The organism is Arsenicicoccus bolidensis DSM 15745 (assembly GCF_000426385.1).
Lineage (GTDB): Bacteria > Actinomycetota > Actinomycetes > Actinomycetales > Dermatophilaceae > Arsenicicoccus > Arsenicicoccus bolidensis.
Map to the genome: position 1 here is coordinate 1 of NZ_AUFG01000015.1, position 22,677 is coordinate 22,677.

General features: G+C 72.9%; 24 protein-coding genes. 14 read left to right on the forward strand and 10 right to left on the reverse strand.

The features are described 5' to 3' along the window. The first annotated feature begins 292 nt into the window (after window positions 1-292). The 5 genes from K313_RS22345 to K313_RS0109835 all read left to right on the forward strand — a co-directional run bounded on the left by K313_RS22345 (window position 293) and on the right by K313_RS0109835 (window position 4,062). A complete protein-coding gene (locus K313_RS22345) occupies window positions 293-985 on the forward strand; it encodes a hypothetical protein (RefSeq protein WP_029211467.1) in 693 nt (230 codons plus the stop codon). Window positions 986-1,091: 106 nt separating this feature from the next. Further along, window positions 1,092-1,493, forward strand: a complete 402-nt coding sequence (locus tag K313_RS20710; RefSeq protein WP_029211468.1) for a hypothetical protein — start codon at window positions 1,092-1,094, stop codon at window positions 1,491-1,493. Beyond that, window positions 1,490-2,041: a DUF4334 domain-containing protein gene (locus tag K313_RS0109825; protein ID WP_029211469.1), complete on the forward strand. Its 552-nt coding sequence runs from the start codon at window positions 1,490-1,492 to the stop codon at window positions 2,039-2,041. The genes K313_RS20710 and K313_RS0109825 overlap by 4 nt, the downstream gene beginning before the upstream one ends. 25 nt (window positions 2,042-2,066) lie before the next feature. Then, the gene (locus K313_RS0109830) at window positions 2,067-2,948 is read left to right on the forward strand and encodes a dioxygenase family protein (protein WP_029211470.1); all 882 of its coding nucleotides are present in this window, start codon (window positions 2,067-2,069) and stop codon (window positions 2,946-2,948) included. 49 nt (window positions 2,949-2,997) lie between these two features. Beyond that, on the forward strand, window positions 2,998-4,062 hold the full coding sequence (locus K313_RS0109835; protein WP_029211471.1) for a glutathione S-transferase family protein: 1,065 nt from the start codon (window positions 2,998-3,000) through the stop codon (window positions 4,060-4,062). Window positions 4,063-4,129: 67 nt separating this feature from the next. On the opposite strand, the gene K313_RS0109840 is transcribed toward K313_RS0109835, so the two are convergent. Continuing rightward, window positions 4,130-6,535: a nitric-oxide reductase large subunit gene (locus tag K313_RS0109840; RefSeq protein ID WP_029211472.1), complete on the reverse strand. Its 2,406-nt coding sequence runs from the start codon at window positions 6,533-6,535 to the stop codon at window positions 4,130-4,132. Between the two features lie 85 nt (window positions 6,536-6,620). Here K313_RS0109840 and hrpB point away from each other — a divergent pair, with 85 nt between their 5' ends. Both hrpB and K313_RS0109850 read left to right on the forward strand, forming a co-directional pair. Further along, a complete protein-coding gene (gene hrpB, locus K313_RS0109845; RefSeq protein WP_029211473.1) occupies window positions 6,621-9,257 on the forward strand; it encodes an ATP-dependent helicase HrpB in 2,637 nt (878 codons plus the stop codon). Window positions 9,258-9,300: 43 nt separating this feature from the next. Then, window positions 9,301-9,462 carry a hypothetical protein gene (locus K313_RS0109850; RefSeq protein ID WP_156911279.1) on the forward strand — a complete coding sequence of 54 codons (162 nt, stop codon included), beginning with the start codon at window positions 9,301-9,303 and terminating at the stop codon, window positions 9,460-9,462. Here the strand turns inward: K313_RS0109850 and K313_RS23480 are convergent. Both K313_RS23480 and K313_RS22350 read right to left on the reverse strand, forming a co-directional pair. Further along, entirely contained in the window at window positions 9,453-9,593 is a 141-nt protein-coding gene (locus K313_RS23480) for a hypothetical protein (protein ID WP_156911281.1), read from the reverse strand. The two genes, K313_RS0109850 and K313_RS23480, sit on opposite strands and share 10 nt — an antisense overlap. Before the next feature lie 114 nt (window positions 9,594-9,707). Then, window positions 9,708-10,346, reverse strand: a complete 639-nt coding sequence (locus K313_RS22350; protein ID WP_029211475.1) for a hypothetical protein — start codon at window positions 10,344-10,346, stop codon at window positions 9,708-9,710. Between the two features lie 90 nt (window positions 10,347-10,436). On the opposite strand from K313_RS22350, the gene K313_RS22355 reads away from it, so the two are divergent. Then, window positions 10,437-11,486 (forward strand): SGNH/GDSL hydrolase family protein, encoded by a 1,050-nt coding sequence (locus K313_RS22355; protein ID WP_029211476.1) that lies wholly within the window; start codon window positions 10,437-10,439, stop codon window positions 11,484-11,486. A 42-nt stretch (window positions 11,487-11,528) separates the two neighbouring features. Here K313_RS22355 and K313_RS0109870 read toward each other — a convergent pair whose 3' ends face one another. Continuing rightward, the gene (locus K313_RS0109870) at window positions 11,529-11,987 is read right to left on the reverse strand and encodes a DUF3817 domain-containing protein (protein WP_029211477.1); all 459 of its coding nucleotides are present in this window, start codon (window positions 11,985-11,987) and stop codon (window positions 11,529-11,531) included. A 118-nt stretch (window positions 11,988-12,105) separates the two neighbouring features. On the opposite strand from K313_RS0109870, the gene K313_RS0109875 reads away from it, so the two are divergent. Both K313_RS0109875 and K313_RS0109880 read left to right on the forward strand, forming a co-directional pair. Continuing rightward, entirely contained in the window at window positions 12,106-12,339 is a 234-nt protein-coding gene (locus tag K313_RS0109875) for a hypothetical protein (protein ID WP_029211478.1), read from the forward strand. Continuing rightward, entirely contained in the window at window positions 12,332-12,748 is a 417-nt protein-coding gene (locus K313_RS0109880; RefSeq protein WP_029211479.1) for a PIN domain-containing protein, read from the forward strand. The genes K313_RS0109875 and K313_RS0109880 overlap by 8 nt, the downstream gene beginning before the upstream one ends. Here K313_RS0109880 and K313_RS0109885 read toward each other — a convergent pair. Continuing rightward, entirely contained in the window at window positions 12,738-13,658 is a 921-nt protein-coding gene (locus tag K313_RS0109885) for an ROK family protein (RefSeq protein ID WP_051274084.1), read from the reverse strand. The two genes, K313_RS0109880 and K313_RS0109885, sit on opposite strands and share 11 nt — an antisense overlap. A gap of 115 nt (window positions 13,659-13,773) precedes the next feature. Here K313_RS0109885 and K313_RS0109890 point away from each other — a divergent pair, with 115 nt between their 5' ends. The 3 genes from K313_RS0109890 (at window position 13,774) to K313_RS0109900 (ending at window position 17,762) form a co-directional block, all read left to right on the forward strand. Further along, window positions 13,774-14,487, forward strand: a complete 714-nt coding sequence (locus K313_RS0109890; RefSeq protein WP_029211481.1) for an HAD family hydrolase — start codon at window positions 13,774-13,776, stop codon at window positions 14,485-14,487. After that, entirely contained in the window at window positions 14,484-16,985 is a 2,502-nt protein-coding gene (locus K313_RS0109895) for a glycoside hydrolase family 65 protein (RefSeq protein ID WP_029211482.1), read from the forward strand. Before K313_RS0109890 ends, K313_RS0109895 begins: the two co-directional genes overlap by 4 nt. 84 nt (window positions 16,986-17,069) lie before the next feature. Further along, window positions 17,070-17,762 carry a DNA alkylation repair protein gene (locus tag K313_RS0109900; RefSeq protein ID WP_029211483.1) on the forward strand — a complete coding sequence of 231 codons (693 nt, stop codon included), beginning with the start codon at window positions 17,070-17,072 and terminating at the stop codon, window positions 17,760-17,762. Window positions 17,763-17,789: 27 nt separating this feature from the next. On the opposite strand, the gene K313_RS0109905 is transcribed toward K313_RS0109900, so the two are convergent. Continuing rightward, entirely contained in the window at window positions 17,790-18,278 is a 489-nt protein-coding gene (locus K313_RS0109905) for a hypothetical protein (RefSeq protein ID WP_029211484.1), read from the reverse strand. A gap of 61 nt (window positions 18,279-18,339) precedes the next feature. Here K313_RS0109905 and K313_RS0109910 point away from each other — a divergent pair, with 61 nt between their 5' ends. Further along, complete coding sequence (locus K313_RS0109910) at window positions 18,340-18,969, forward strand: flavin reductase family protein (RefSeq protein ID WP_029211485.1); 630 nt, start codon at window positions 18,340-18,342, stop codon at window positions 18,967-18,969. Here the strand turns inward: K313_RS0109910 and K313_RS0109915 are convergent. From K313_RS0109915 to K313_RS0109930, 4 genes are all read right to left on the reverse strand, one after another. Further along, window positions 18,956-20,032, reverse strand: coding sequence for a hypothetical protein (locus K313_RS0109915; RefSeq protein WP_029211486.1), 1,077 nt, complete (start codon window positions 20,030-20,032; stop codon window positions 18,956-18,958). The two genes, K313_RS0109910 and K313_RS0109915, sit on opposite strands and share 14 nt — an antisense overlap. Next, the gene (locus tag K313_RS0109920; protein WP_019285068.1) at window positions 20,029-20,373 is read right to left on the reverse strand and encodes a PadR family transcriptional regulator; all 345 of its coding nucleotides are present in this window, start codon (window positions 20,371-20,373) and stop codon (window positions 20,029-20,031) included. The genes K313_RS0109915 and K313_RS0109920 overlap by 4 nt, the downstream gene beginning before the upstream one ends. A gap of 67 nt (window positions 20,374-20,440) precedes the next feature. Next, window positions 20,441-21,310, reverse strand: a complete 870-nt coding sequence (locus K313_RS0109925) for a MaoC family dehydratase (RefSeq protein ID WP_029211487.1) — start codon at window positions 21,308-21,310, stop codon at window positions 20,441-20,443. Window positions 21,311-21,317: 7 nt separating this feature from the next. Then, the gene (locus tag K313_RS0109930) at window positions 21,318-22,676 is read right to left on the reverse strand and encodes a 3-oxoacyl-ACP reductase (RefSeq protein WP_029211488.1); all 1,359 of its coding nucleotides are present in this window, start codon (window positions 22,674-22,676) and stop codon (window positions 21,318-21,320) included. Window position 22,677 lies beyond the last annotated feature (1 nt).

Below are 22,677 nucleotides of genomic sequence, written 5' to 3' on the forward strand. Positions count from 1 at the left end.
GGCACCAAGGCCGGCCAGCGCGTGATGGTCGAGGTCAGCAAGGACCTCAAGACGGTCGAGGTGCGCACCGGTGGCCGCGGCGGCCATGGGCGTCACGGCGGCCAGCCCGGTCAGACGCCGGCCCCCAGCACGAGCGGAGCGGCCTCCCCCGCCGGCTACGCCGTCTGATTCCTAGGTCGGCCCCACGGCGTTGACAGCGTCGCGACAGCCCTGGTCGTGATCGTAGAGGCGGCGGGTGAAGGGCCCGCCGGTGCACCCGCACCGACCTCATGACGATCCACCAGGAGCAACGATGTCCCCCGACAACCGCACTCTCACGGCTGCCGCGGTGGCCGCTGCCGGTCTGATGATCGCCGGCGGCGCCGCGGCCGCCAACGCCGCCACCAGCGGGTCCACGCAGGCGTCGACGGGCTACGGCTACGCCGCCCAGGGTTACGGCGACGCCGGGCGGGGCGGGCAGCGGGCCCCGCACGAGCACACCGCCGCCACGGCCGACCAGACCGCCAAGGTCAAGGCCGCTGTGACGGCCAAGGACTCGACCATCACGGTCAGCACGGTGCAGAAGGACCCGGACGGATCCTTCGACGCGCTCGGCACCAAGGCAGGCCAGCAGGTCCGCGTCGACGTCTCCGCGGACTACAAGACGGTCACGGTCGGCACCGGTGGCGGCCACGGCGGTAGCGGGCAGAACGACACCGCCGTGACCGGCACCGAGGCGACCAAGGTCAAGGACGCCGTCAAGGCCAAGGACTCCTCGGTCACCATCACGGAGGTCCGCAAGGACCCCGACGGGTCCTACGACGCGCTCGGCACCAAGGCCGGCCAGCAGGTCTTCTACGACGTGTCCAAGGACCTGGCGACGATCACCCAGAGCACCGGCGGTCACGGCGGCCGTGGGGGCCACGGCGGGCAGCAGGGCCAGCCCGATCAGCAGGGTCAGCAGGCGCCCACCGGAGGGGCAACGTCCGCCCCCACCAGCGCCTGACCAGCTCGCCCACCGGAGCCCGGCGACCCACGCGGTCGCCGGGCTCCACAGCGTCGGCACAGGCGCACGACAGCGCCACGGCAGGCTGCGCACCCACCCTGGAGACATGAGCACGCCCGCCGCCTCCCTCCCCCGCCTCGCCGTCCCCGCGGCCCTCGGTGCGATCGCCGTGGGGATGCTGGCCTGGGCGACCGTGCTCGGCCGCACGCTGTCGGCGACCTACGCCGCCGAGCGGTGGGGCCTCGCCTGGGTGGGCCTCGACCTGGCCCTCGCCGGGTTGTTCGCCACGACCGGCTGGCTCGTCCGGCGGCAGGACCCCCTCGCCCCGGGACTCGCGCTGGCCACCGCGACGGCCCTGCTGGCGGACGCGTGGTTCGACTGCAGCACAGCAGGATCCGCAGACCTCGTCGGCGCGGTGCTGATGGCCTCCGTGGAGCTGCCAGCGGCGGCCGCGCTGGCCGGTTGGGCGGTGCGGACCACCCGACGGCGCGAGACAGTGGGGGCATGACCGACCTTCACGACCTCGAGCACGGCACCGACCTCGGGACGGCGCTCGAGACCTACGACCGGCTCGCGCCCGTGACGGTGGCGCAGCTGCGGGGATGGTGGCGCGGCACCGAGATCCCGACGGGGCATCCCCTCGACGGCGCGCTGACGGCATACGGCTGGTGGGGCAAGTGGTTCGCGGGACCGGAGGACGCGCACCCGCTGGTGTTCCGGGCGCAGGGCGGCGGGACCTACGAGGTGGACCCCGCCCGGCTCCCCCTGGGCGTCGGCCTGCGGGTGCCGCCCCTGCTGCGAGCTCGCATGACGGCCAATGCCTTTCGCGCGCTGCGCCCGGCGCTGCAGACCCGTCGTCCTCGGGGCCGGCTGCGGATGCTCGAGCATCGTGGCGTGGTGTCGGCAGCCCTCGTCTACGACCACCAGCCGATCGTCGACACCTTCCGGGCGGTCGACCCGGACACCCTCGTCGGGGTGATGGACCTGCGCGGGATACCGCCATACCTCTTCTCCCTCAGGCGCAGCACTGCTATGGTTGAATCCTCAACTATCTAGCAGACTGCCAGCCAGGAGCCAGCCCGTGACCACCACCACCGCCGCAGCCGACGCGCTCGTGCCCGCGACCCACCCCTTCGCCGGCCACCTGCACCGCGCCGCGGCGGCGGAGCGGCACCCCTCGTGGACGCCGGACGACGGGGCCCTCCCCGCGATGTACCTCTCCCACGGCGCACCGCCGCTGCTCGCCGACGCGGGGTGGATGGCGGAGCTCCACACCTGGGCCCACGACCTGCCCCGCCCGCGCGCCGTCCTCGTCGTGAGCGCCCACTGGGAGTCCGACGCCATCGCCATCACCAACCCCCATCCACGCGAGCTGGTCTACGACTTCTGGGGGTTCGACCCCATCTACGAGCAGATGCGGTATGACGTCCCCGACGCCTCGTGGCTCTCCCGACGCGTGCGCGAGGTCATGCCGGACGGGGTGCACGTCCACGAGCAGACCGCTCGCGGACTCGACCACGGCGCCTGGGTGCCCCTCAAGGCGATGTATCCCGAGGCGGACGTCCCGGTGCTCCAGCTCAGCCTGCCGACCGCGGACCCTGAGCGGCTCCTGCGCCTCGGGGCGGCCCTGCGTCCCCTGCGCGACGAGGGCGTGCTGGTCCTCGGCTCGGGCTTCATGACGCACGGGCTGCCCTTCATCCAGTGGTCCCAGCCGGACGTCGTGCCGACCTGGTCCTCGGAGTTCGACGCCTGGGCGGCGGAGGCGCTCGGGCGCGGGGACGTCGAGGAGCTGGCGCGGTTCGCCGAGCGCGCTCCCGGGGTGGGCTTCGCGCACCCGACCGTCGAGCACTTCACGCCGCTGTTCGTCACGCTGGGGGCGGCAGCCGATCCGGCCGCTCCCGTGCAGGCCGTCGTCGAGGGCTATTGGACGGGCTTGTCCAAGCGGTCCTTCCAGGTGGCCTGAGCCGTGCGACCCGTGGCTAACCTCGCGACCGCCGGGGCATGGTGAGGTCATGCCTGACGCACGCAACGCCTCCGTCGACGGCCCCTTCGAGCGGGACGAGTCCTATGTCAACGACCGCATCGTCGCGGACGCCCCCGCCGGCGAGCCCACGGGCGACCGGGTCGGCGCCATGCGCTGGCCGGTGGAGCCGGGTCGCTATCGCCTGGTCGCGGCCCGGGCCTGCCCCTGGGCGCACCGCAGCGTCATCGTCCGCCGGCTGCTCGGCCTCGAGGACGTCATCTCGCTGGGGCTCGTGTCCCCCACCCACGGCGAGGAGTCGTGGAACTTCGACCTCGACCCGGACGGGCGGGACCCGGCCCTGGGGATCCACCTGCTCCGCGAGGCCTACGACAAGCGGATCCCCGACTACCCCAAGGGGGTCACGGTCCCGGCGATCGTGGACGTCCCGACCGGGCAGCTGGTGACCAACGACTTCCCGCAGATCACGCTCGACCTGTCGACGCAGTGGCGCGAGCACCACCGCGAGGGCGCGCCCGACCTGTGGCCGGAGGCGCTCCGGGCCGAGATGGAGCCGCTGATGACGCGGATCTACACCGAGGTCAACAACGGGGTCTACCGCTGCGGCTTCGCCTCGGACCAGGCGTCGTACGACGCGGCGTACGAGCGCCTGTGGACCGCGCTGGACTGGCTCGAGGGCTACCTCGCCGACCGGCGCTACCTCGTCGGCGACCACATCACCGAGGCCGACGTGCGGCTGTTCACCACGCTGGTGCGCTTCGACGCCGTCTACCACGGCCACTTCAAGTGCAACCGGAGCACGCTGTCCGAGATGCCGGTCCTCCACGCCTACCTGCGCGACCTGTTCCAGACGCCCGGGTTCGGCGACACGACGGACTTCCCGCAGATCAAGGAGCACTACTACTGGGTGCACTCGGACGTGAACCCCACGCGCATCGTCCCGCTCGGCCCCGACCTGGCCGGGCTGCTCGAGCCCAGCGGCCGCGAGCAGCTCGGCGGGTCGCCGTGGGGCGCGGGCACGGCTCCCGCCCCGGTCCCCGAGGGCGAGCGCGTGCCGGCGGACCACACCCCCCTGGGGGAGCGCGCCTGGCAGTGAGCGGGCTCAGCGCGCTCAGGTATGACGGAGCCCCGGCGACCCGCGTGGTCGCCGGGGCCCGGCCTGATCACTCGTGGAGCGATGGCTCCGTGTCGGTCGTGCGCAGGTCGCCGGCCTCGACCTCGTCCGAGCGGCCGCGCAGCGACCTCCCGGTGAGCAGGCCGACCATGAACACGCCGATCGCGAGCGCACCCAGGGCGAAGATGATGTCCCCGGGGACGCGCAGCCACCGCACGAAGGTCAGCGTGGGGGTGTAGAGGAACTCCTCGCTGCGGGCGTACCACAGGCCGGAGTCGATCGACGCCCAGGCCTGGGCCAGGCCCAGCGGTAGGAGCGAGACCAGGGCCATCGTGAGCAGGCCGCCGTTCAGGCCCCAGAAGCCCCACTTGATCCACCGGTCGTTCCACTCGTGACCCGGCATCAGCGAGCGCACGCAGAACAGCATGAGACCGATGCCGAGCATCCCGTAGACGCCGAACAGGGCGGTGTGGGCGTGCAGCGGAGTCAGGTTGAGGCCCTGGACGTAGAACAGCGAGATCGGCGGGTTGATCAGGAAGCCGAAGACCCCGGCGCCCAACATGTTCCAGAAGGAGACCGAGACGAAGAAGTAGATCGCCCACTTGTAGCCCGAGACCCACTCCTTGACCTTGAGGATGCGCAGGTTGCGGAAGGCCTCGAAGCCGACGAGGGCGAGCGGGACGACCTCCAGCGCGCTGAAGACGGCGCCGAGTGCCATGACCGGGGCCGGGGCGCCGGTGAAGTACAGGTGGTGGGCCGTCCCGATGATGCCGCCGGCGAGGAAGATCGTCGTCGCGGAGATGACCGCCGTGGTGCCGGTGGTCGCCTTGATCAGGCCGAGGCGGGCGAACAGGAACGCGATGACCGTCGTGGCGAAGACCTCGAAGAAGCCCTCGACCCACAGGTGCACGACCCACCAACGCCAGTACTCTGCGATCGACAGGTGGGTGGAGTGGCCCATGCCGAAGGCTGCGCCGTAGAACCCGGCGATGGCCAGGCAGCTCATGAGCAGCATCGCCACGAGCGAGCGCATGCTGCCCGAGGCCAGGGGCGCGTCCTCGGTGGGGCTGATCGACGAGCCCGTCGCCTTGGCCCGGCGCAGGGCCGGGGCCATCGCGCGCCACATCAGGAAGAACCACAGGAACAGGCCGATGAACAGGCCGATCTGGAAGACCCGGCCCAGGTCGACGTACTCGTAGCCCTGGGTGCCGAGCCAGAAGGTGAGCTCGGTGCCGTAGCCCATCTTGCCCTTGATCGACAGCCACTCGCCGGCCATCGAGCCCAGCACGACGATCAGCAGGGCGACGAACAGCACGTTGACGCCGAGCCGCTGCAGCCTGGGCTCACGACCGCCGACGGCGGGACCGACGTAGAGGCCGGTGGCGAGCCACGCGGTCGCGATCCAGAAGATGCCGAGCTGGGTGTGCCACGTGCGCACGACGGCATACGGCAGGACCTGGTCGATCGGGATCCCGAAGAGAGCACCGCCCTCGACGCCGTAGTGGGCGCTGACGACGCCGCAGGCGATCTGCAGGACCAGCAGGAAGCCGACGACGAAGAAGTACTTGAGCGTCGCGCGCTGGCTCGGGGTCGGGGCGTAGCCGAGGAGCGGGTCGCGGCCGGGTGCCAGCTCCGGGGTCTGCACGTCCTCCTCGGCGTAGGACGTGTGGTACCACACGAGCCCGGCGATGCCGCCCAGGAGCAGGATGAAGCTGATGATGCTCCACAGGATGTTGCCCGGCGGCGGGACGTTGTCGATCAGGGGCTCGTGCGGCCAGTTCTGCGTGTAGGTCACGTCCGTGCCGGGGGCGTCGGTGGACGACGACCAGCTGGTCCACCAGAAGAAGGCCGCCATCTGCCGGGCCGCCGCGGGGTCCTTGAGCGTGCCGCGCGGGATGGCGTAGTGCTCGTGGCCGCCGGCGAACATCGAGCCGTAGTACTGGGCGTTGGACTCGAACGCCCGGACCCGCTCCGGGGACAGCGAGATGGTCTCGGTGCGGGCGTCGAAGGTGTTGGTGCGCATGGCCTGCTTGAGGCGCGCCTTGAGCGCGGCCTGGCGCTCGACGGGCAGCTGGTCGTAGGACGACATGCCCTCCGCCTTGGTCCAGGTCTCGAGCAGCAGCGTGGACTCGCGGTGGAGCCAGTCGGCCGTCCAGTCCGGAGCGACGTAGGCCCCGTGGCCCCAGACGGACCCGATCTCCTGCCCGCCGAGGGATGCCCAGACCTGCTGTCCCTGGACGATGTCGTCGCCGGTGAACAGCTCCTGCCCGTCGGTGGACACGACGTGGGCGGGGATCGGCGGCTTGTGGGTGTTGATCTGCTGCCCCATCCACAGCAGCACGGCGAACGAGCCGACGACCACGCAGGCCAGCGCGATCCACCATCGCTTGTCTCGCCGGGAGATCCGGTGGTGCTCGACGAGCGCTCCGGTGTCTTGAGAGTCCTTGAGGCTCATCGCCCCTCCATTAATAACGGGATATGTCGTGCTTAATATTGCACGACCTGAGAGCACTCTGACAACCGGGGGCTACTCTCTGGGCATGACTGCCCTGCGCCTGCCAGGTCTCGACCGGCTGGACCTCGGCCGGATCGGTGCAGGGTTGCCGTTCGCGGCCTCGGTGCCGGCCTTGCAGCAGGCGCTGGCCGCAGGTGTCGCGGTGGTGCAGGCGCCACCGGGGACGGGCAAGACGACGCTCGTGCCACCCGTGGTCGCCAGGGTGCTGGCGAGCCGCAGCCGTGGTGGCGGGGACGGCGGCGGGGACGGCGGCGGGGATGGTGCTGTCGCTGCGGGTCGCGTCGTCGTGGTGCAGCCGCGTCGCGTCGCCGCGCGGGCTGCGGCCACCCGGCTGGCGGCGCTGACGGGCACGCGCGTCGGCGAGGTCGTGGGATGGACCGTGCGGGGCGAGCGACGGCTGGACCGGGGCGCCCTGATCGAGGTCGTGACCCCCGGCATACTCCTGCGACGCCTGCTCGGCGACGCCTCGCTCGACGGCGTGGGTGCCGTGGTGCTGGACGAGGTGCACGAGCGCGGGCTGGAGACCGACCTGCTCGTCGGGCTGCTCACCGACCTGCGCGAGCTGCGGGACGACCTGGTGCTGGTGGCGATGTCGGCGACGGTCGACGCGGGGATGTTCGCCCGGCTGCTCGGGGGTGGGTCGGGAGCCGCCCCGGTGGTCGACTGCCCGTCGGCCCTGCACCGGCTGACGGTGTCCTGGCGACCCGGGGCCGGACCGCGGACCGACGACCGCGGGGTCTCCCGCGCCTTCCTGCGTCACGTGGCGGACGTCGCGGCCGAGGCCCACCGGGACGCCCTCGCCACCGACCCGGACGTGGACGCGCTGGTCTTCGTGCCTGGCGCCTGGGAGGTCGGCCAGGTCGCGTCGCGCCTGCGCGAGCTCACGGGCACCGAGGTGCTCGAGCTCCACGGCCAGGTCGGACCGCGCGAGCAGGACCGTGCCGTGGGTGGCCGGCCGCCCGGGGGACCGCCGCGGATCGTCGTCTCGACCTCGCTGGCCGAGTCCTCGCTGACCGTCCCCGGGGTCCGCCTGGTCGTCGACTCCGGGCTCGCCCGGGAGCCTCGACGGGACGCGGCACGCGACATGTCAGGCCTGGTCACGGTCACCTGCTCGCGCGCCTCCGCCGACCAGCGCGCCGGTCGCGCGGCCCGCCTCGGGCCGGGCGTGGTGGTGCGGTGCTACGACGAGAGCACGTATGCCGGGATGCCCGAGCACGTGACCCCCGCCATCGCGACGAGCGACCTCACCGACGCGGCGCTGCTGCTCGCCTGCTGGGGCACTCCGCGGGGGCAGGGCCTGCACCTGCCCACCGTCCCTCCAGCTGCGGCGATGCGCGACGCGGAGACGACCCTGCGGCGGCTGGGCGCCGTGGACGCCGTCGGCTCGGCGACCGCAGAGGGCCGCCGGCTCGCGCGGATCCCGGTGTCCGCCAGGCTCGCTCGCGGCCTGCTCGACGGCAGCGAGCGGGTCGGACCGCGCCGGGCCGCCGAGGTGGTGGCCGCACTGTCCGACGACATCCGCTCTCCCACCGGCGATCTCACGGGCCTGCTGCGCGACCTGCGGTCCGGGCACCCGGCCTCGGACCGGTGGCGACGCGAGACCCGCCGCCTGGAGCCCCTGGCCGCCGATCGGGTGGGCGGCACGGCATGCGACGGGGTGGTCGAGGGGCTCGTCGTCGGGCTGGCGCACCCCGAGCGCGTGGCTCGCCGGTCCGGCGACACCTATCTCCTGGCCAGCGGCACGAGAGCCGCTCTGCCGCAGGGCAGTCCGCTCGCGCGCCAGGAGTGGCTGGCGATCGCCGACGTCACGAGGGCCTCCGGCCGTGCCGCTGCGGGGACCGGCGCCGTCGTTCGGCTGGCCGCGCCGATGGACCAGGCGACGGCGGAGCTCGTCGCCGCCCACCTGCTGGTCGACGAGGTGCGGGCCGAGCTGGTCGGCGGACGCGTGCGAGCTCGGCAGGTGCGGGCGATCGGCGCCATCGAGCTGACCTCGACGCCGGTCGCCACCTCCGGCGCCGGGGTCCGGGGCGACGTGCGTTCGGCCCTGCGGGAGGCCGTCCGAGAAGCCGTGCAGGACAAGGGACTCGACGTCTTCACGTGGTCACCGTCGGCGACCGCGCTGCGAGATCGCCTGGCGCTGCTGCACGCTCATCTCGGAGGACCCTGGCCTGACGTCTCGGACGAGGCGCTGCTCGACCGGCTGGACGCGTGGCTCGGACCCGAGATCGACACCCTGGCGCGAGGATCCGCCGCGAGCGGCCTCGACCTGACCGACCCGCTGCGTCGACTGCTGCCCTGGCCGGAGGCGGCCCGCCTCGACGAGCTGGCCCCGGAGCGACTTACCGTCGCGAGCGGCTCGCACGCCCGGATCACCTATCCCCCGCACGACGACCCGACCGCGCGCCCGACGGTGCGGGTCAAGCTGCAGGAGTGCTTCGGCTGGGCGGCGACGCCCACCGTCGCGGACGGGAGGGTCCCCCTCACCTTCCACCTGCTGTCGCCGGCGCAGCGGCCGCTCGCGATCACCGACGACCTGGCGTCCTTCTGGAGCGGGCCTTACCAGCAGGTGCGCGCCGAGATGCGGGGCCGCTACCCGAGGCACCCGTGGCCCGAGGATCCGTGGACGGCCCCAGCCACCGCCCGCACCAACCGCCGCCGCTGACCGATCCGGCCAGCAGGACGCGGTGCGGGGCTACGGTGGTGCGATGACTGATGACATCTCGCGCGAGCACGAGCCGTCGGGCTTCGCCCGGGTCTTCGGGTCCTTCCTCGGCCTGCTGGCCGTCGTGGGCCTCGGCTGGGCCGTCACCCGGGGCCGCGACCGCGACCCCGTGACGGCGGCGCGGCGCCCCGACCCTCAGCGCTGAGGCTGGTGGGCCCGCTGGCGGCGCAGCATCCAGGACATCGTGCCCACGATCGCCGCGAGCGCCAGGCCGAGGACGGCATACTCCACGGGCGATCCCTCACCCTTGGCGACCAGCGTGATGAGGCAGGTCATCAGGATCGCGATCGGGATGGTGAAGGCGGCGATGACGGCCCCGCACCTCGGCCAGAGGGCGGAGATCCGGCCGCCCCCGCCTCCCCCTCGAGGAGGAGCGGAGCTGCGGTCAGGTCAGTCGCAGTTGGGGCAGATCCCGTTGAGCGGCACCTGCAGGAAGCACCGCGGGCAGATCACCGGCGCGGGCTCGGAGTCGGCCTTGCTGACGCGGCGGGCCGGCTGCGCCTTGGGGACCCGCGGCTCGCGAGGCGCCTTGGGCTCCTTGGGGGTTCGTGGTGCCCGTGGCGCGCGCACCGCACGGTCCGCGACCGGGGACGTGTCGACCGTCGTCACGGGGTGCAGGAGCGGCTGGGCGTCCTCGGGCACGCCCGGCGCATAGCGACGGTTGCACTCCAGCCGCGCCTCGGCGGCGGCCTGCTCGCGCCGCTCCGGTCCGGGGGCCTGGTCCCCGCAGGCGGTCAGGACCGCGTCATACGTCGGGCCCACCGCCCCGTCGGCCTGCACGACCAGCGACACGAGCTCCGGCTCGCCGGCCTCCCGGGTGCGGCCGGCCACGATGGCGAGGACCTTGCCCAGCCAGCTGCGGAACGGGACCTCGGTGCTCACCCCCGAGCGCTCCTGGACGCGAGCCGCCAGGTCGGCGTAGGTCACCGCGGTCTGGTGCACCGCCGCGGTCTCCAGGAGCAGGACGCTCGCGTGGTCCGCCCAGGTCTCGTAGCGCTGCTGCATGCTCATCAGTCGGGGATCGCCCATGGCCCCATCATCCCAGGCAACGGGCCCGCCCCCGACCACGGACCGCTATCGTCACGGTCAGCCACCACCAGACCGCCCCGAGGAGCCCCCATGGGTCAGCACCGTCACTCCACCGCACGCCGAACGACCCGACCGGCGCGCCTCGCAGCCCTGGCGGCCGCGACCGCGGTCACCACGACCCTCGTCACGGCGGTCGCGGCGTCCCCGGCCCAGGCCGAGCGCCCGCGCGACTACGTCGCCCTCGGCGACTCCTACTCCTCCGGCGAGGCGGTCAGGCCCTACCTCCCCGGCTCCGACACCACCACCAACCGCTGCCACCGCTCCCGGCGGGCCTATCCCCCGCAGCTCGCCGCCACCCTGGCCGCGACCAGCTTCGACTTCGGCGCCTGCGCGGGCGCGGTCACCCAGGACCTCTACGCCCCCGACCACAACGGCAACCGCGTCACCGTCGACGCCCTCGAGCCCGCCCAGCTCAGCCGGGTCGACCGCCGCACCGACGTCGTGACCCTCACCATCGGTGGCAACGACGTCGGCTTCGGGTCGGTCCTGGCCGCGTGCCTGTATGGCGACCAGCAGCGCGCCACCCGCAAGGACTGCTCGGCCAACGCCGCGCTGACCCGCGCCGTGGCCGCCCGCATCGACGCCCTGGCCGGCCGCGGCACCGCCACCACCCCGGGCGGTCTGCCGATCACGCCCCTGCACGAGGTCATCGCCGACATCCGCGAGCGCTCCCCGCACGCCCAGGTCGTGCTCGGCACCTACCCTCGGCTCGTGTCCTCGACCTTCGCCGGCACCGAGTGCCGGGTCGGTGGGCTGACCGTGCGGGAGGCGCCGGCGCAGACCGTCCCGCTCTACGTCTCCAAGGCCGACGCCACGTGGTTCACCGAGACGGTCGACCGCCTCGACCAGGTGATCCTCGACGCGCCACGGTCCGTCCGCGGCCGCCCCGCGCAGGTGGCCGACGTGCGCCCGTACTACGGCGACCACTCGCTGTGCAGCGGCACCGCGTCGTGGATCACGCCGGTCAAGGGCACCGTCTCGGCGACCACCGGGTCCGTCTCGATCGACTCCTCGTCGATGCACCCCACCGCCGAGGGCCAGGACGCCTACGCCCGGGCGTTCGACGCCAGGATCCGATGACCGCCTGAGGCCGTCGCGGCGTGCGGCGGTCCCCGTGACGCCTCAGCGCCGGGGGACGGGCGGGCCCAGCCACAGCAGCACGGCGGCCACCACGGCCACCACCAGCACCGCGACGACGACGGCCAGGAGCGGGCGGGCCAGACCCGTGGCCACGACCCGCTCCGGCAGCGTCCGCGGGGCCTCTCCCCCGGCGCCCAGGCGCCACCGGTCGGCGAGCAGGCCGCGCCGTTCGGCATACGACTCGAACGGCACCGTCGCGTAGGGCACCACGGCCGACGCCAGCCCGGTCAGGGTCGTGCCGACCGGCCAGCGCCGGTCGATCGCGACCACCACGGTCACCAGGGCATAGGCGAGGAAGACCACCCCGTGCACCATCCCGCCGATGCGCACCCCGAGCTCGGTGGTGTGCGTGACGTACTTGAGGACCATGCCGATGATCAGCAGGGTCCAGGTGACCACCTCGGCCTGGGCGAGACGGCGGTACAGCAGACGGGGGCTCACGGGACTCCTCGGTACGGTTGACGACAGCGCCGCAGATCGTGCCACGTCTCCCTGGACGACGTCGTCAGCTCGTGCAGCACTGACCCGTGCAGCACTGATCCGGCGCTACACTGATGGTATGGCGAACCTGACCGTGACCGTGGACGGTGACACCCTGCGGCGCGCCCGCATCCGAGCCCTGGAGCGGGGCGAGTCGGTCAACGGCTATCTCGCCGAGATGTTGCGCAGGTATGCCGGGGACGTGCCTCAGGCGGAGATCTTCTCCAACACCCTGAGCGTGGTCCGCGCGTCCGGAGCGGGGGCCGACAACGGCCCTCGGTCGTGGAGCAGGGACGAGCTGCACCGTGCCTGAGGTCTTCCTCGACACCAACGTCCTCGCCTACCTCTACGACGATGGCGAACCGTCCAAGCAGATTGCTGCAGGCCGACTCCTGCAGCGACCAGGTCACCGGTTCACCGTCAGCACCCAGGTCCTCCTGGAGCTGCACTCGGTGCTGACCCGGAAGTTCCGTCCACGGGTCAGTCTGGACGACGCGCAGGTCGTCGTAGCACGGCTGGCGCAGCTCCCCTGCGTGACCGCAGACGCCGACCTGGTGGTCCGGGCAGCGACGACCGCCAGGGACCATCAACTGAGCATCTGGGATGCCATGGTGGTCGAGGCTGCAGCCGAGGCCGGCTGCACGGAGCTGTGGACGGAGGACCTCGCCACCGGGTCGACACTGCGCGGCGTGACCATCGTGGATCCGTTCCTCAGCCGTTGACGTCGAGGCCGAGGGCGATCGCGCCGAGCACCCCGGCGTCATCGCCCAGCCCCGGCGGCACGACGAAGTCCGCTGCACCACCGACGATCTCGGGACGGTTGATGTAGCCACCGAGCCTCCCCACCATGGCCGCGCGCGCCGCCTCCAGGGCCCCCGTCAGGTGCGGCACGCCGCCGCCGACGACGATGCGCTGCGGCGAGAGCATCAGCACCAGGGCCGCCGTCACCTGGCCGATGTAGTAGCCGGCGAGCTGCGCCGCCTCGGCCTGGCGGTCGGGGTCCAGCAGCTCCAGGCGCGTCCCGTAGCGGTCGGCGAAGGCCGGGCCGCTCGCCATACCCTCGGCGCACCGCCCGTGGTAGGGGCAGCGGCCCGCGTAGTCGTCGTCCGGGTGGCGCTCGACGAGGACGTGCCCCATCTCGGGGTGGAGCAGGCCGTGGACGGGGCGGCCGTCGAGGACCGCGCCGCCGCCGATCCCGGTGCCGACGGTGAGGTAGACGACCGAGCCGACCCCCTGCCCCGCGCCCCAGCGCTGCTCGGCCAGCGCGGCGCCGTTGACGTCGGTGTCCCAGCCCACGGGCAGCCCGAACCGCTCCCGGAGGCGGCCCACCACGTCGGTGTCGCCCCAGCCCGGCTTGGGCGTCGTCGTGATCCGGCCGTATGCCGGGTCCCCCTCGTCCAGGCACACCGGCCCGAACGACGCGACGCCGAGCGCGGCCGGCTCCTCCCCCGCGTCGAGCCGCGCCTGGACCCAGTCGCCGACGGCGCCGAGCGTCTCGTCGGGGCTCGTCGTGGGGATCACCGTGCGCTCGCGCAGGTCCTGCGGTCCCGTCCCGACGGCGCACACGACCTTGGTGCCGCCCATCTCGATCCCTGCCACGGTCCGCGCCCCGGTGCGCTGCGTCGTCGTCATGGGACCACTGTGCACGCCGCGCGGGCCGTCACGCTCAGCGACCCCCGGCGCTCGTGCGGGGCAACTCTGCGCTAGATCGTTCAAGCGATCGCGGATCGTCGCTACCCTCGTACGTGTGGACTGGACCCGATATGACGCTGCGCTCTTCGACCTCGACGGCGTGATCACGCCCACCGCGATCGTGCACATGCGGGCGTGGAGCGAGATGTTCAACGCCTACCTGACCTCCCGCGGGATCACCGAGCCCTACACCGACGAGGACTACTTCGCCCACGTCGACGGCAAGCCGCGCTACGACGGCGTGCGGACCTTTCTCGCCTCGCGGGGCATCACGCTGCCCGAGGGCGAGCCGACCGACGCGCCCGGCACCGAGACCGTCTGCGGCCTCGGCAACGGCAAGAACGACGCCTTCCGCACCGTCCTCGAGCGCGACGGCGTCGAGCCGTATGCCGGCTCGGTGCAGCTGCTCGACCACCTCGCCGCCATCGGCACCAAGGTCGCCGTCGTCTCCTCCTCCCAGAACGCCCGACCCGTCCTGACCTCCGCCGGGCTCGTGGACCGCTTCCCCGTGATCGTGGACGGCGTCGTCGCCAAGGCCGACGGCCTGCCCGGCAAGCCCGCCCCCGACACCTTCCTCGCGGCCGCGGAGCGCCTCGGCGTGCCCCGCGAGCGCGCCGTGGTGCTCGAGGACGCGGAGTCCGGCGTGGCGGCGGGCCGCGCGGGGGACTTCGGGCTCGTCGTGGGCGTCGACCGCGGCGCCGGCGTCGAGCGGCTCACCGCGTGCGGGGCCGACGTCGTCGTCTCCGACCTCGCGGAGCTGGTGCAGTGACAGCCCTGCACCTGACGGCCGACCCCCTGGACCGCACCCGCTTCCCCGCCGAGCCGTGGCGGTTCGTCGAGACAGAGTACTCCGGCGAGGACCTCGGCACCACCGAGACGTTGTTCGCCGTGGGCAACGGCTATCTCGGCATGCGCGGCAACCCGCCCGAGGGGCGCGAGGCGCACACGCACGGCACCTTCATCAACGGCTTCCACGAGACGTGGGACATCCGGCACGCCGAGCAGGCCTTCGGCTTCGCCAAGGTCGGGCAGACCATCGTCAACGTCCCGGACGCCAAGCTGATGAAGCTCTACATCGACGACGAGCCGCTGCTGCTGGCCGTCGCCGACCTCGTGCACTACGAGCGCGCCCTGGACTTCCGGACCGGGATGCAGACCCGCGACATCGAGGTGCGCACCGCCTCCGGCAAGCGGGTGCGGATCTGCTCGACCCGCATGGTCAGCTTCACCGAGCGCCACCTCGCCCTCATGTCCCTCGAGGTGACCCTGCTCGAGGGCGACGCCCCCATCGTCGTGTCCAGCCAGATCATCAACCGGCAGGACGGCAAGGACGAGTACCACGTGCGCGCGGCCGCCATGGGCGAGGGCCACGACCCCCGCAAGGCGTCGGCCTTCGCGGACCGGGTGCTCGAGCCGCAGTCGCACTGGCACAGCGACCGCCGGATGATCCTCGGCTACCGCACCGCGCAGTCCGGCATGACCCTCGCCGTCGGTGCGGACCACACCATCGAGACCGAGGCGGCATACGAGGAGCTCATCGACAGCGACCAGGACCGCGGCCGCAAGATCTATCGCGTCGACGCCAAGCAGGGCCAGACGGTCACGATCACCAAGGCCGTCAGCTATCACACGTCGCGCGGCGTCCCCGTGCGCGAGCTCGTCGACCGGTGCCGCCGCACGCTGGACCGGGTGCGCGAGAACGGCACCGACCACTACGTCGAGCAGCAGCGCGCGTGGATGGAGCGCTACTGGGCCAACACCGACGTCGAGATCGAGGGTCACCCGGCCCTGCAGCAGGCCATCCGGTGGAGCCTCTACCAGCTGGCCCAGGCCTCGGCCCGCGCCGACCAGATGGGCATCGCCGCCAAGGGCGTCACCGGGTCCGGCTACGAGGGCCACTACTTCTGGGACACCGAGGTCTACGTCGTCCCGTTCCTCACCTACACCTCCCCCGAGGTGGCGCGCAACGCCCTGCGGGCCCGCGTGCAGATGCTCCCCAAGGCCCGCGAGCGCGCCCGCGACCTGTCGCAGCGCGGAGCGCTGTTCCCCTGGCGGACGATCAACGGCGAGGAGGCCTCGGCCTACTACGCCGCGGGCACGGCGCAGTACCACATCGACGCCGACGTGGCCTTCGCGTTCAGCAAGTTCCACGACGTCACGGGCGACGTGGGCTTCATGGCCCGCGACGGCATCGACGTGCTCGTCGAGACGGCCCGCATGTGGGCCGACCTGGGCTTCTGGCGCGAGAACGGCAAGCGCACCTTCGAGATCCACGGGGTCACCGGCCCGGACGAGTACACCACCGTGGTCAACAACAACCTCTTCACCAATGTCATGGCACGCGACAACCTGGAGCGGGCTGCCCGCGCGGTCCGTGAGCTGCAGGAGAACGACCCCTCCGGCCATGCCCGCCTCGTGCGTCGGCTCCGGCTGGAGGACGAGGAGATCGTCGAGTGGGAGGCCTGCGCCAAGCACATGGAGATCCCCTACGACGACGAGCTGGGCATCCACCCGCAGGACGACCACTTCATCGACCGCGAGGTGTGGGACCTGTCCCGCACCGACCCCGCCCGGCGGCCGCTGCTCCTGCACTACCACCCGCTCGTGATCTACCGCTTCCAGGTGCTCAAGCAGGCCGACGTCGTGCTGGCGCTGTTCCTGCAGGGCGACCGCTTCTCCCTCGAGGAGAAGCGCCGCGACTTCGACTACTACGACCCGATCACCACCGGTGACTCGACCCTGTCCGCGGTCGTGCAGTCGATCATCGCGGCCGAGGTCGGGTATGCCGACATGGCGCTCAAGTACTTCTACTCCGGGCTGTTCGTCGACCTCGCCGACCTGCACCGCAACACCTCCGACGGCGTCCACATCGCCTCCGCCGGCGGGGTCTGGAACGCCCTGGTCTATGGCTTCGCCGGCATGCGCGACTACCACGGCGAGCTGTCCTTCGACCCCCGCATGCCCGACGCCTGGCCCCAGCTGAGCTTCCCGATCCGGGTGCGCGGCACCAGGATCCGCGTCACCGTGCGGCAGGAGTCGATCGCCTTCGAGGTCGAGGAGGGCAACCAGGTCGACCTGTCGGTCCGTGGTGCGCCGTATGCCGTGACCGCCGGCTCGCCCGTCACCGTCCCGCTCGACGGGCAGGGAGAGCGCCGCGCCAGCCTGCAGGGCTCGCACCCGGTGATCGGCGACCTGCGCACGGACGGGTCGATCATCTCGGCGGGCGTGCCCGACCCCGACCAGTGGCGGCCCGGCGGCCCTCACTGACCGCGGCACCCGCGGCGCTGAGAATCGTGCCTTCGTAAGCTCCGAGCGCAGGAACGTCCGGCCGCTGGTTGCTACGCTGGAGCCGTGAGCGACCCCGACGCCCTGGTCCTCGAGGTCCGGTCCGTCCTCGCCGCGCACGCAGACCCGGAGCGGGCGGCCGGGCAGCAGCGCTACATGAGGTCGGCGATGCCGTTCCACGGGCTGACCTCGCCGGAGCGCCGGCACGTGACCCGTCCCGTCCTCGCGGCGCACCGGCTGGCCACGCGCGAGGAGTGGGAGGCGACCGTCCGCCGGTTGTGGGACGAGGCGACCCACCGCGAGGAGCGCTACACCGCGATCGAGCTGCTCCGGCACCACGCCTATCGCGAGTGGTGCGACAGCGGCCTGGCTCCCTTGCTCGAGCACCTGATCATGACCGGCGCGTGGTGGGACGTCGTCGACGCGACCACGCCGGTGGTCGGCGAGATCCTGCGCGCCGAGCCGGCATTCGCGTCGCGGTTGCGCGCCTGGTCGACGTCCGACGACCTCTGGCTGCGCCGCGCCTCGATCATCGGCCAGCTCGACAGCAAGGGACGCACCGACGTCGAGCTCCTGCAGGACTGCCTCGACGCCAACCTCGGTGACCGCGAGTTCTTCATCCGCAAGGCCATCGGGTGGGCGCTGCGCCAGCACGCCCGGGTCGACCCCGCCTGGGTGCGGACGTATGTCGCGACCCGGCGCACCCGCCTGTCCCCGCTCTCGGTCCGCGAGGCCCTCAAGCACCTCGGCGACGCCTGACCCCGTGACCAGGTGGGGCGGCGAGGGTCAGCCGGCGAGGTCGGCGAGGAGGGCATCGCGCTGGTCGGCGGGGATCGCGTCGACGGGCAGCGGGGTGCGGGTGTTGTCGCGGCGCTCCAGGACGAGCACGCCGTCGTCGGTGACCCGGGCCCGGCGGAAGCGGTCGAGCGGGTGCTCCGTCCCCGAGATGGGGAACCGGACGAGGCGGGCGGGGGCGTCATACCTCAGCGCGAAGCGCTCCTGCCCCCCGAGGGCCGAGGTGACCCGCCGGCGACGACCGACGTCGGCCGCCACGAGGACCACCGCCAGGATGACGGGCGCCAGGGCCAGCCACCAGGAGATCGATCCGCCGGAGAGCGCCACGACCACCGCCGCGACGACCGCCAGGACGACGAGCACCACCTCGAAGGCGCGCGCCTTGCGCCGGGTAGGTCCGTCGATGGCCTCCGCCAGACGCCGGACGAGGTCGGGGGTCGAGGTGACGACCGGTCCGCCGTCGTGGTCCAGGATCTCCATGGCGGCGACTCTAGCCGGGGCGGACGGGCGTGGTCCGGCACCGCGGCCCTAGGGTGGCGGCATGCGTCACGACTTCCCGGTCCACGGCGAGGGTGCCCTCCCCAACCGCGGCCTCTATCGCCTGCTGACGTCGGTGATCGTCCCGCGGCCGATCGCCTGGGTTACCTCACGGTCCGCCGCGGGCGTGGACAACCTCGCGCCGCACTCGTTCTACACCGTGTCGTGCGTGGACCCGGCGATGGTGCAGTTCACCTCGGTGGGGGTCAAGGACACCTTGCGGAACGTCCGTGAGACCGGCGAGTTCGTCGTCCACCTGCTCGGGGAGCGGCACGTCGAGGTGGGCAACGCGTCGGGGACGGACTACCCGGCGGAGGTGAGCGAGCTCGAGGCGCTCGAGCTCGAGCGGGAGCCCAGCGCCAGCGTCTCGGTGCCCCGTCTGGCCGCGTCGCCGGTCGCCATCGAGTGCCGGCTGCACGCCGCGGTCACGCTCGGCGACTCCACGGTCGTGATCGGCGCCGTGCAGCACGTCGCCGTCGACGAGGACGTCCTCGACCTCAGCCGCCCCGACAGCCCGCACGCCCGGATCCGTGACCTCGCGCCCCTCGCCCGCCTCGGCCGGGACGAGTGGGGCACGGTGGGGGAGGTGCGCGAGATCAAGCGAATCCCCTACTCGAGCATCAGCGGTCGTTGACGCGGCCGGACGTCAGCAGCTCGCGGTAGCGCCAGCAGACGCGCACCGCCTCGACGACGAGGACCAGCAGGAGCAGGCTCCGCCACCCGATCGTCCAGGCGGACTCGCCACCGAGGCCGGCGTCGACGAGCAGCCACACCCAGATCCCGAGCAGCGCGAGCCGGGCGACGATGCCGCGCCGGGCCCGCACGCGGGGGTCGCGAGCGATCCGCTGGGCATAGGCGCCGGGGGTCCCGAACTCGTCGTCCAGGGTCGAGCCCGCCTGCGCGGCATGGGCTCGCGCCTCCTCGGTGATGGTGCGGACGCGGTCCTCCGTCACGTCTCCCCGGGACCGGAGGACGCGGGCCAGCTCGGCGGTCCAGTCGTCGTCGTCCAGCCGACGACGGCTCGCGCGCGTGGCAGCGGGAGCGTCGGGGACGACCTTGCCCAGCACCCAGGCGAGCCCGGCGTATCCGGCCAGCAGCGGGACGAACCACAGGACGGACGCGTGGGCGATCGGGTGGGGGTTGCCGGTCGCGAAGACCAGGGCGATCGCCACGGCGCAGACGAGCAGCGTCGCGATCGCCCCGGCCGCAGCGACCGCCACGCGGCGACGGCGCAGGAGCCGCTCGTAGGTCCACAGGCTGAGGAGAGCTGCGGCGGAGATCGTGAACGGCATGGTGACCAGGCCGATCGTGTAGGTCACCTGCCACTCCCCGGACAGCGCGTGCACGACGCCCAGCAGGAGCGTGAGGACGACGGCGCCCACCGAGGCGATGAGCGGGACGTCCCGCAGCTGCGCCCCGCTGTCGTCGGTGACGTCCGAGCCCTCCTCGGCCCACCGCGCCCGCTGCTCCTCGGCCCACTCGTCCGCCGACCCGTACAGCTCCTCCGGCCCCTCCCCGGACTCCCGGACCAGGTCGAGCGCCTGGTCCAGCGCCCGGGCCGCCGCGCTCGACCGGACGTCGTCGCGAAAGAGGCGGTAGTACGCCCGCTCCGCCCAGGCCCGGTCGTCGGCGCTCCCCCGCGCCTCGCGGAAGCCGTCGAGGACGGCCAGGACGTCGGGCTGCTGCGTGCTGCTCATCGTTCCCCCTTGGTGGCGAGCCGCACGAGGGTGGCCTGCAGGTCACCCAGCGCGGCGAGGTCGTCGGCGAGACGGGCCGTCCCCTGCTCGGTCAGCGTGTAGCTGCGCCGACCGGGCCCGCTCTCGCCGGGGGTCCACGTGGTCGTGACGTCGCCCCGCTCCTCGAGCCGGGCGAGCACGGGATAGAGCGAACCCCCCTTGAGACGGCCGAGCCCCGCGGCCTCCAGCGACGCCGCGATGGCGTAGCCGTGCCCCGGTCCGGCGCTGAGCACGCCCAGGATCGCGGGCTCCAGGAGGGCCCGCACCCAGGGGAGCGGCCAGCGCGAGATGTCGTCCGTCACGTATCTAAGTACACGTCATATCTAGATACGACGCAACCCCTGCCGTGCCGCAGCGCGCGGACGGGTGTCAGGCCTCGAGCGTGGCCACGAGGTGGATCGTGTCGGGCTTCCTGGTCCCACGCAGCGCCGCGACCTGCGCGCTGCCCGAGCGGTCCACGACGAGGTCCACGGTGGTCGGCAGCAGCACCGGCTTGCGGAACCACACGTGCGACCGGCTCGGGCCGGTGCTCTGCGGACCGAGCGCGGCGATGGTGCGCGCGCCGGTCCACATGCCGTGCGCGATGGCCCTCGGGAAGCCCATCGCCCTGGCCGTCAGCAGGTGCAGGTGGATCGGGTTGACGTCCCCGGACACCGCGGCATAGCGGCGGCCCAGGTCGTCGGCCAGCCTCCACCGGGCGCACGGGTCTCCAGCCGGTATGCCGGGGGCCGCGGCGCCACGCGGGGCGTCGGCCTGGCCGGCCCCGCGCTGCAGGTAGGTGCTGGTCTCCTGCCAGACGGCCTCGCCGTCGACCTCCACGAGCGTCACCAGGTCGACGAGCCGCCCCTTGGTGTGCGGGCGCAGCGACTCGGCCCACACGGTGACGTCGTAGGCCTGGTCGGCGTGCAGGGTGCGGTGCACGGTCGTGGCGTTCTCGACGTGCACGAGGCCCGGCATGGGCAGGGGGAAGTCCTTGTCGGACATGATCTTTGCGGCCAGGGGGAAGCCCAGCAGGTGCGGGTAGGCGTGCGGCAGGACGTCACCGCCCGCCGCCCCCACGAGCCGCTGGTAGTCCGCGAGGTGACCGCGGTCGACCTGCACCCCGCGGCGCACCAGGCGTCGGGTGCTCAGGTCGCCGCCGCGCCCCTTGGCGGTGAGGGCGCCGCGCACGAGTGAGCGCACCAGAGAGGGGGACTCGCGGATCTCCTCGGTGGCGACGGTGGGCTGGTCGGTCGTCATCCGGCCCTCACGCCCCGATCATGTTCTGGCCGCACACGCGGACGACCTGGCCGGTGACCCCGGCCGACGCGGGCTGGACCAGCCAGGCGATCGTGTCGGCGACGTCGACGGGCAGGCCGCCCTGCTGCAGCGAGGACAGGCGGCGGGCCGCCTCGCGCGTGGCGAACGGCATCTTGCCCGTCATCTCGGTCTCGATGAGGCCGGGGGCGACGCCGTTGACGGTGATGCCGCGCTCGGCGACCTGCGGGGCGAGGGCGCCGACGAGGCCGATGATCGCGGCCTTGGTGGCCGAGTAGTTGGTCTGGCCGCGGTTGCCCGCGAAGCCGGACTGCGAGGACAGGCACACCATGCGGCCGCCGTCACCCAGGCCGTCGGAGCCGAGGAGGGTCTCGTTCATCTGCACGATCGAGGCGAGGTTGACGGCCATCACGCTGTCCCACCGGGACTCGTCCATGTTGACGAAGAGCTTGTCGCGGGTGATGCCGGCGTTGTGCACCACGATGTCGAGCCCGCCGTGACGGCCGCGAGCGTGGTCGAGGATGCGGCGGCCGGCGTCCTCGGCCGTGACGTCGAGCTGCAGCGCCGTGCCACCGACCTCGCCGGCGACCTGCGCGAGAGCCTCGCCGGCCGCGGGCACGTCGACGCACACGACCGTGGCGCCGTCGCGGTGCAGGGTGCGCGCGATGGCCGCGCCGATGCCTCGCGCCGCGCCGGTCACGACGGCGACCTGGCCGTCGAGAGGACGGTCGACCGTCGGGTTGGCCTGCGCCGCAGCGCTGCTCACCCGCACGGGCTGCCCGTCGACGAACGCCGACCGGCCGGAGAGGAAGAACCGCACGGCCTCGCCGACGTTGGCGCGAGCCTGCTCGGACACCTCTCCCTCCGAGACCGGCCCGAGGACGAGGTTGGCCGTGGCGCCGGCGCGCAGCTCCTTGGCCAGGGAGCGGGTGAACCCGTCAAGGGCGCGCTGGGTCGCCACCTGCACGGGGTCGGTGAGCTGCGTGTGGTCCGTGCCGATCACGACGACGCGGGCGTTGCGGCCGAGCCGCTTGACGGCCGGGGCACCCAGCTCGCGCAGCGCGGCGAGGTCGGCAGGGTGACGCGCGTCCGACAGGTCGAGCACGACGCCACCGAGGCGACCGTCGCCCAGCTCCTCCAGCGAGTCCACCACGGACACGGCGGCGTTGGTGAGCAGGGAGCGCACGCTCGCGACATACGAGCCCGTCCCCGCCACGAGCACCGGTGACTCGCAGAGGATCTGGCCCGGCTCGTAGCGCCGCAGGCGCACGGGGGCGGGCAGGCCGAGCCGCTTGGCGACGTTCTTGCCGAAGGGCGTGTTGATGAAGTCGGAGTACTGGTCGGCCATC

Excerpts from the sequence above, each read along its gene's own strand:
- K313_RS22345 (WP_029211467.1), top strand. The coding sequence starts at position 293 with ATGTCCCCCGACAACCGCACTCTCACGGCTGCCGCGGTGGCCGCTGCC.
- K313_RS20710 (WP_029211468.1), top strand. The coding sequence starts at position 1,092 with ATGAGCACGCCCGCCGCCTCCCTCCCCCGCCTCGCCGTCCCCGCGGCC.
- K313_RS0109825 (WP_029211469.1), top strand. The coding sequence starts at position 1,490 with ATGACCGACCTTCACGACCTCGAGCACGGCACCGACCTCGGGACGGCG.
- K313_RS0109835 (WP_029211471.1), top strand. The coding sequence starts at position 2,998 with ATGCCTGACGCACGCAACGCCTCCGTCGACGGCCCCTTCGAGCGGGAC.
- K313_RS0109840 (WP_029211472.1), bottom strand. The coding sequence starts at position 6,535 with ATGAGCCTCAAGGACTCTCAAGACACCGGAGCGCTCGTCGAGCACCAC.
- hrpB (WP_029211473.1), top strand. The coding sequence starts at position 6,621 with ATGACTGCCCTGCGCCTGCCAGGTCTCGACCGGCTGGACCTCGGCCGG.
- K313_RS0109850 (WP_156911279.1), top strand. The coding sequence starts at position 9,301 with ATGACTGATGACATCTCGCGCGAGCACGAGCCGTCGGGCTTCGCCCGG.
- K313_RS23480 (WP_156911281.1), bottom strand. The coding sequence starts at position 9,593 with ATGACCTGCCTCATCACGCTGGTCGCCAAGGGTGAGGGATCGCCCGTG.
- K313_RS22350 (WP_029211475.1), bottom strand. The coding sequence starts at position 10,346 with ATGGGCGATCCCCGACTGATGAGCATGCAGCAGCGCTACGAGACCTGG.
- K313_RS22355 (WP_029211476.1), top strand. The coding sequence starts at position 10,437 with ATGGGTCAGCACCGTCACTCCACCGCACGCCGAACGACCCGACCGGCG.
- K313_RS0109875 (WP_029211478.1), top strand. The coding sequence starts at position 12,106 with ATGGCGAACCTGACCGTGACCGTGGACGGTGACACCCTGCGGCGCGCC.
- K313_RS0109885 (WP_051274084.1), bottom strand. The coding sequence starts at position 13,658 with ATGACGACGACGCAGCGCACCGGGGCGCGGACCGTGGCAGGGATCGAG.
- K313_RS0109905 (WP_029211484.1), bottom strand. The coding sequence starts at position 18,278 with ATGGAGATCCTGGACCACGACGGCGGACCGGTCGTCACCTCGACCCCC.
- K313_RS0109910 (WP_029211485.1), top strand. The coding sequence starts at position 18,340 with ATGCGTCACGACTTCCCGGTCCACGGCGAGGGTGCCCTCCCCAACCGC.
- K313_RS0109915 (WP_029211486.1), bottom strand. The coding sequence starts at position 20,032 with ATGAGCAGCACGCAGCAGCCCGACGTCCTGGCCGTCCTCGACGGCTTC.
- K313_RS0109925 (WP_029211487.1), bottom strand. The coding sequence starts at position 21,310 with ATGACGACCGACCAGCCCACCGTCGCCACCGAGGAGATCCGCGAGTCC.
- K313_RS0109930 (WP_029211488.1), bottom strand. The coding sequence starts at position 22,676 with ATGGCCGACCAGTACTCCGACTTCATCAACACGCCCTTCGGCAAGAAC.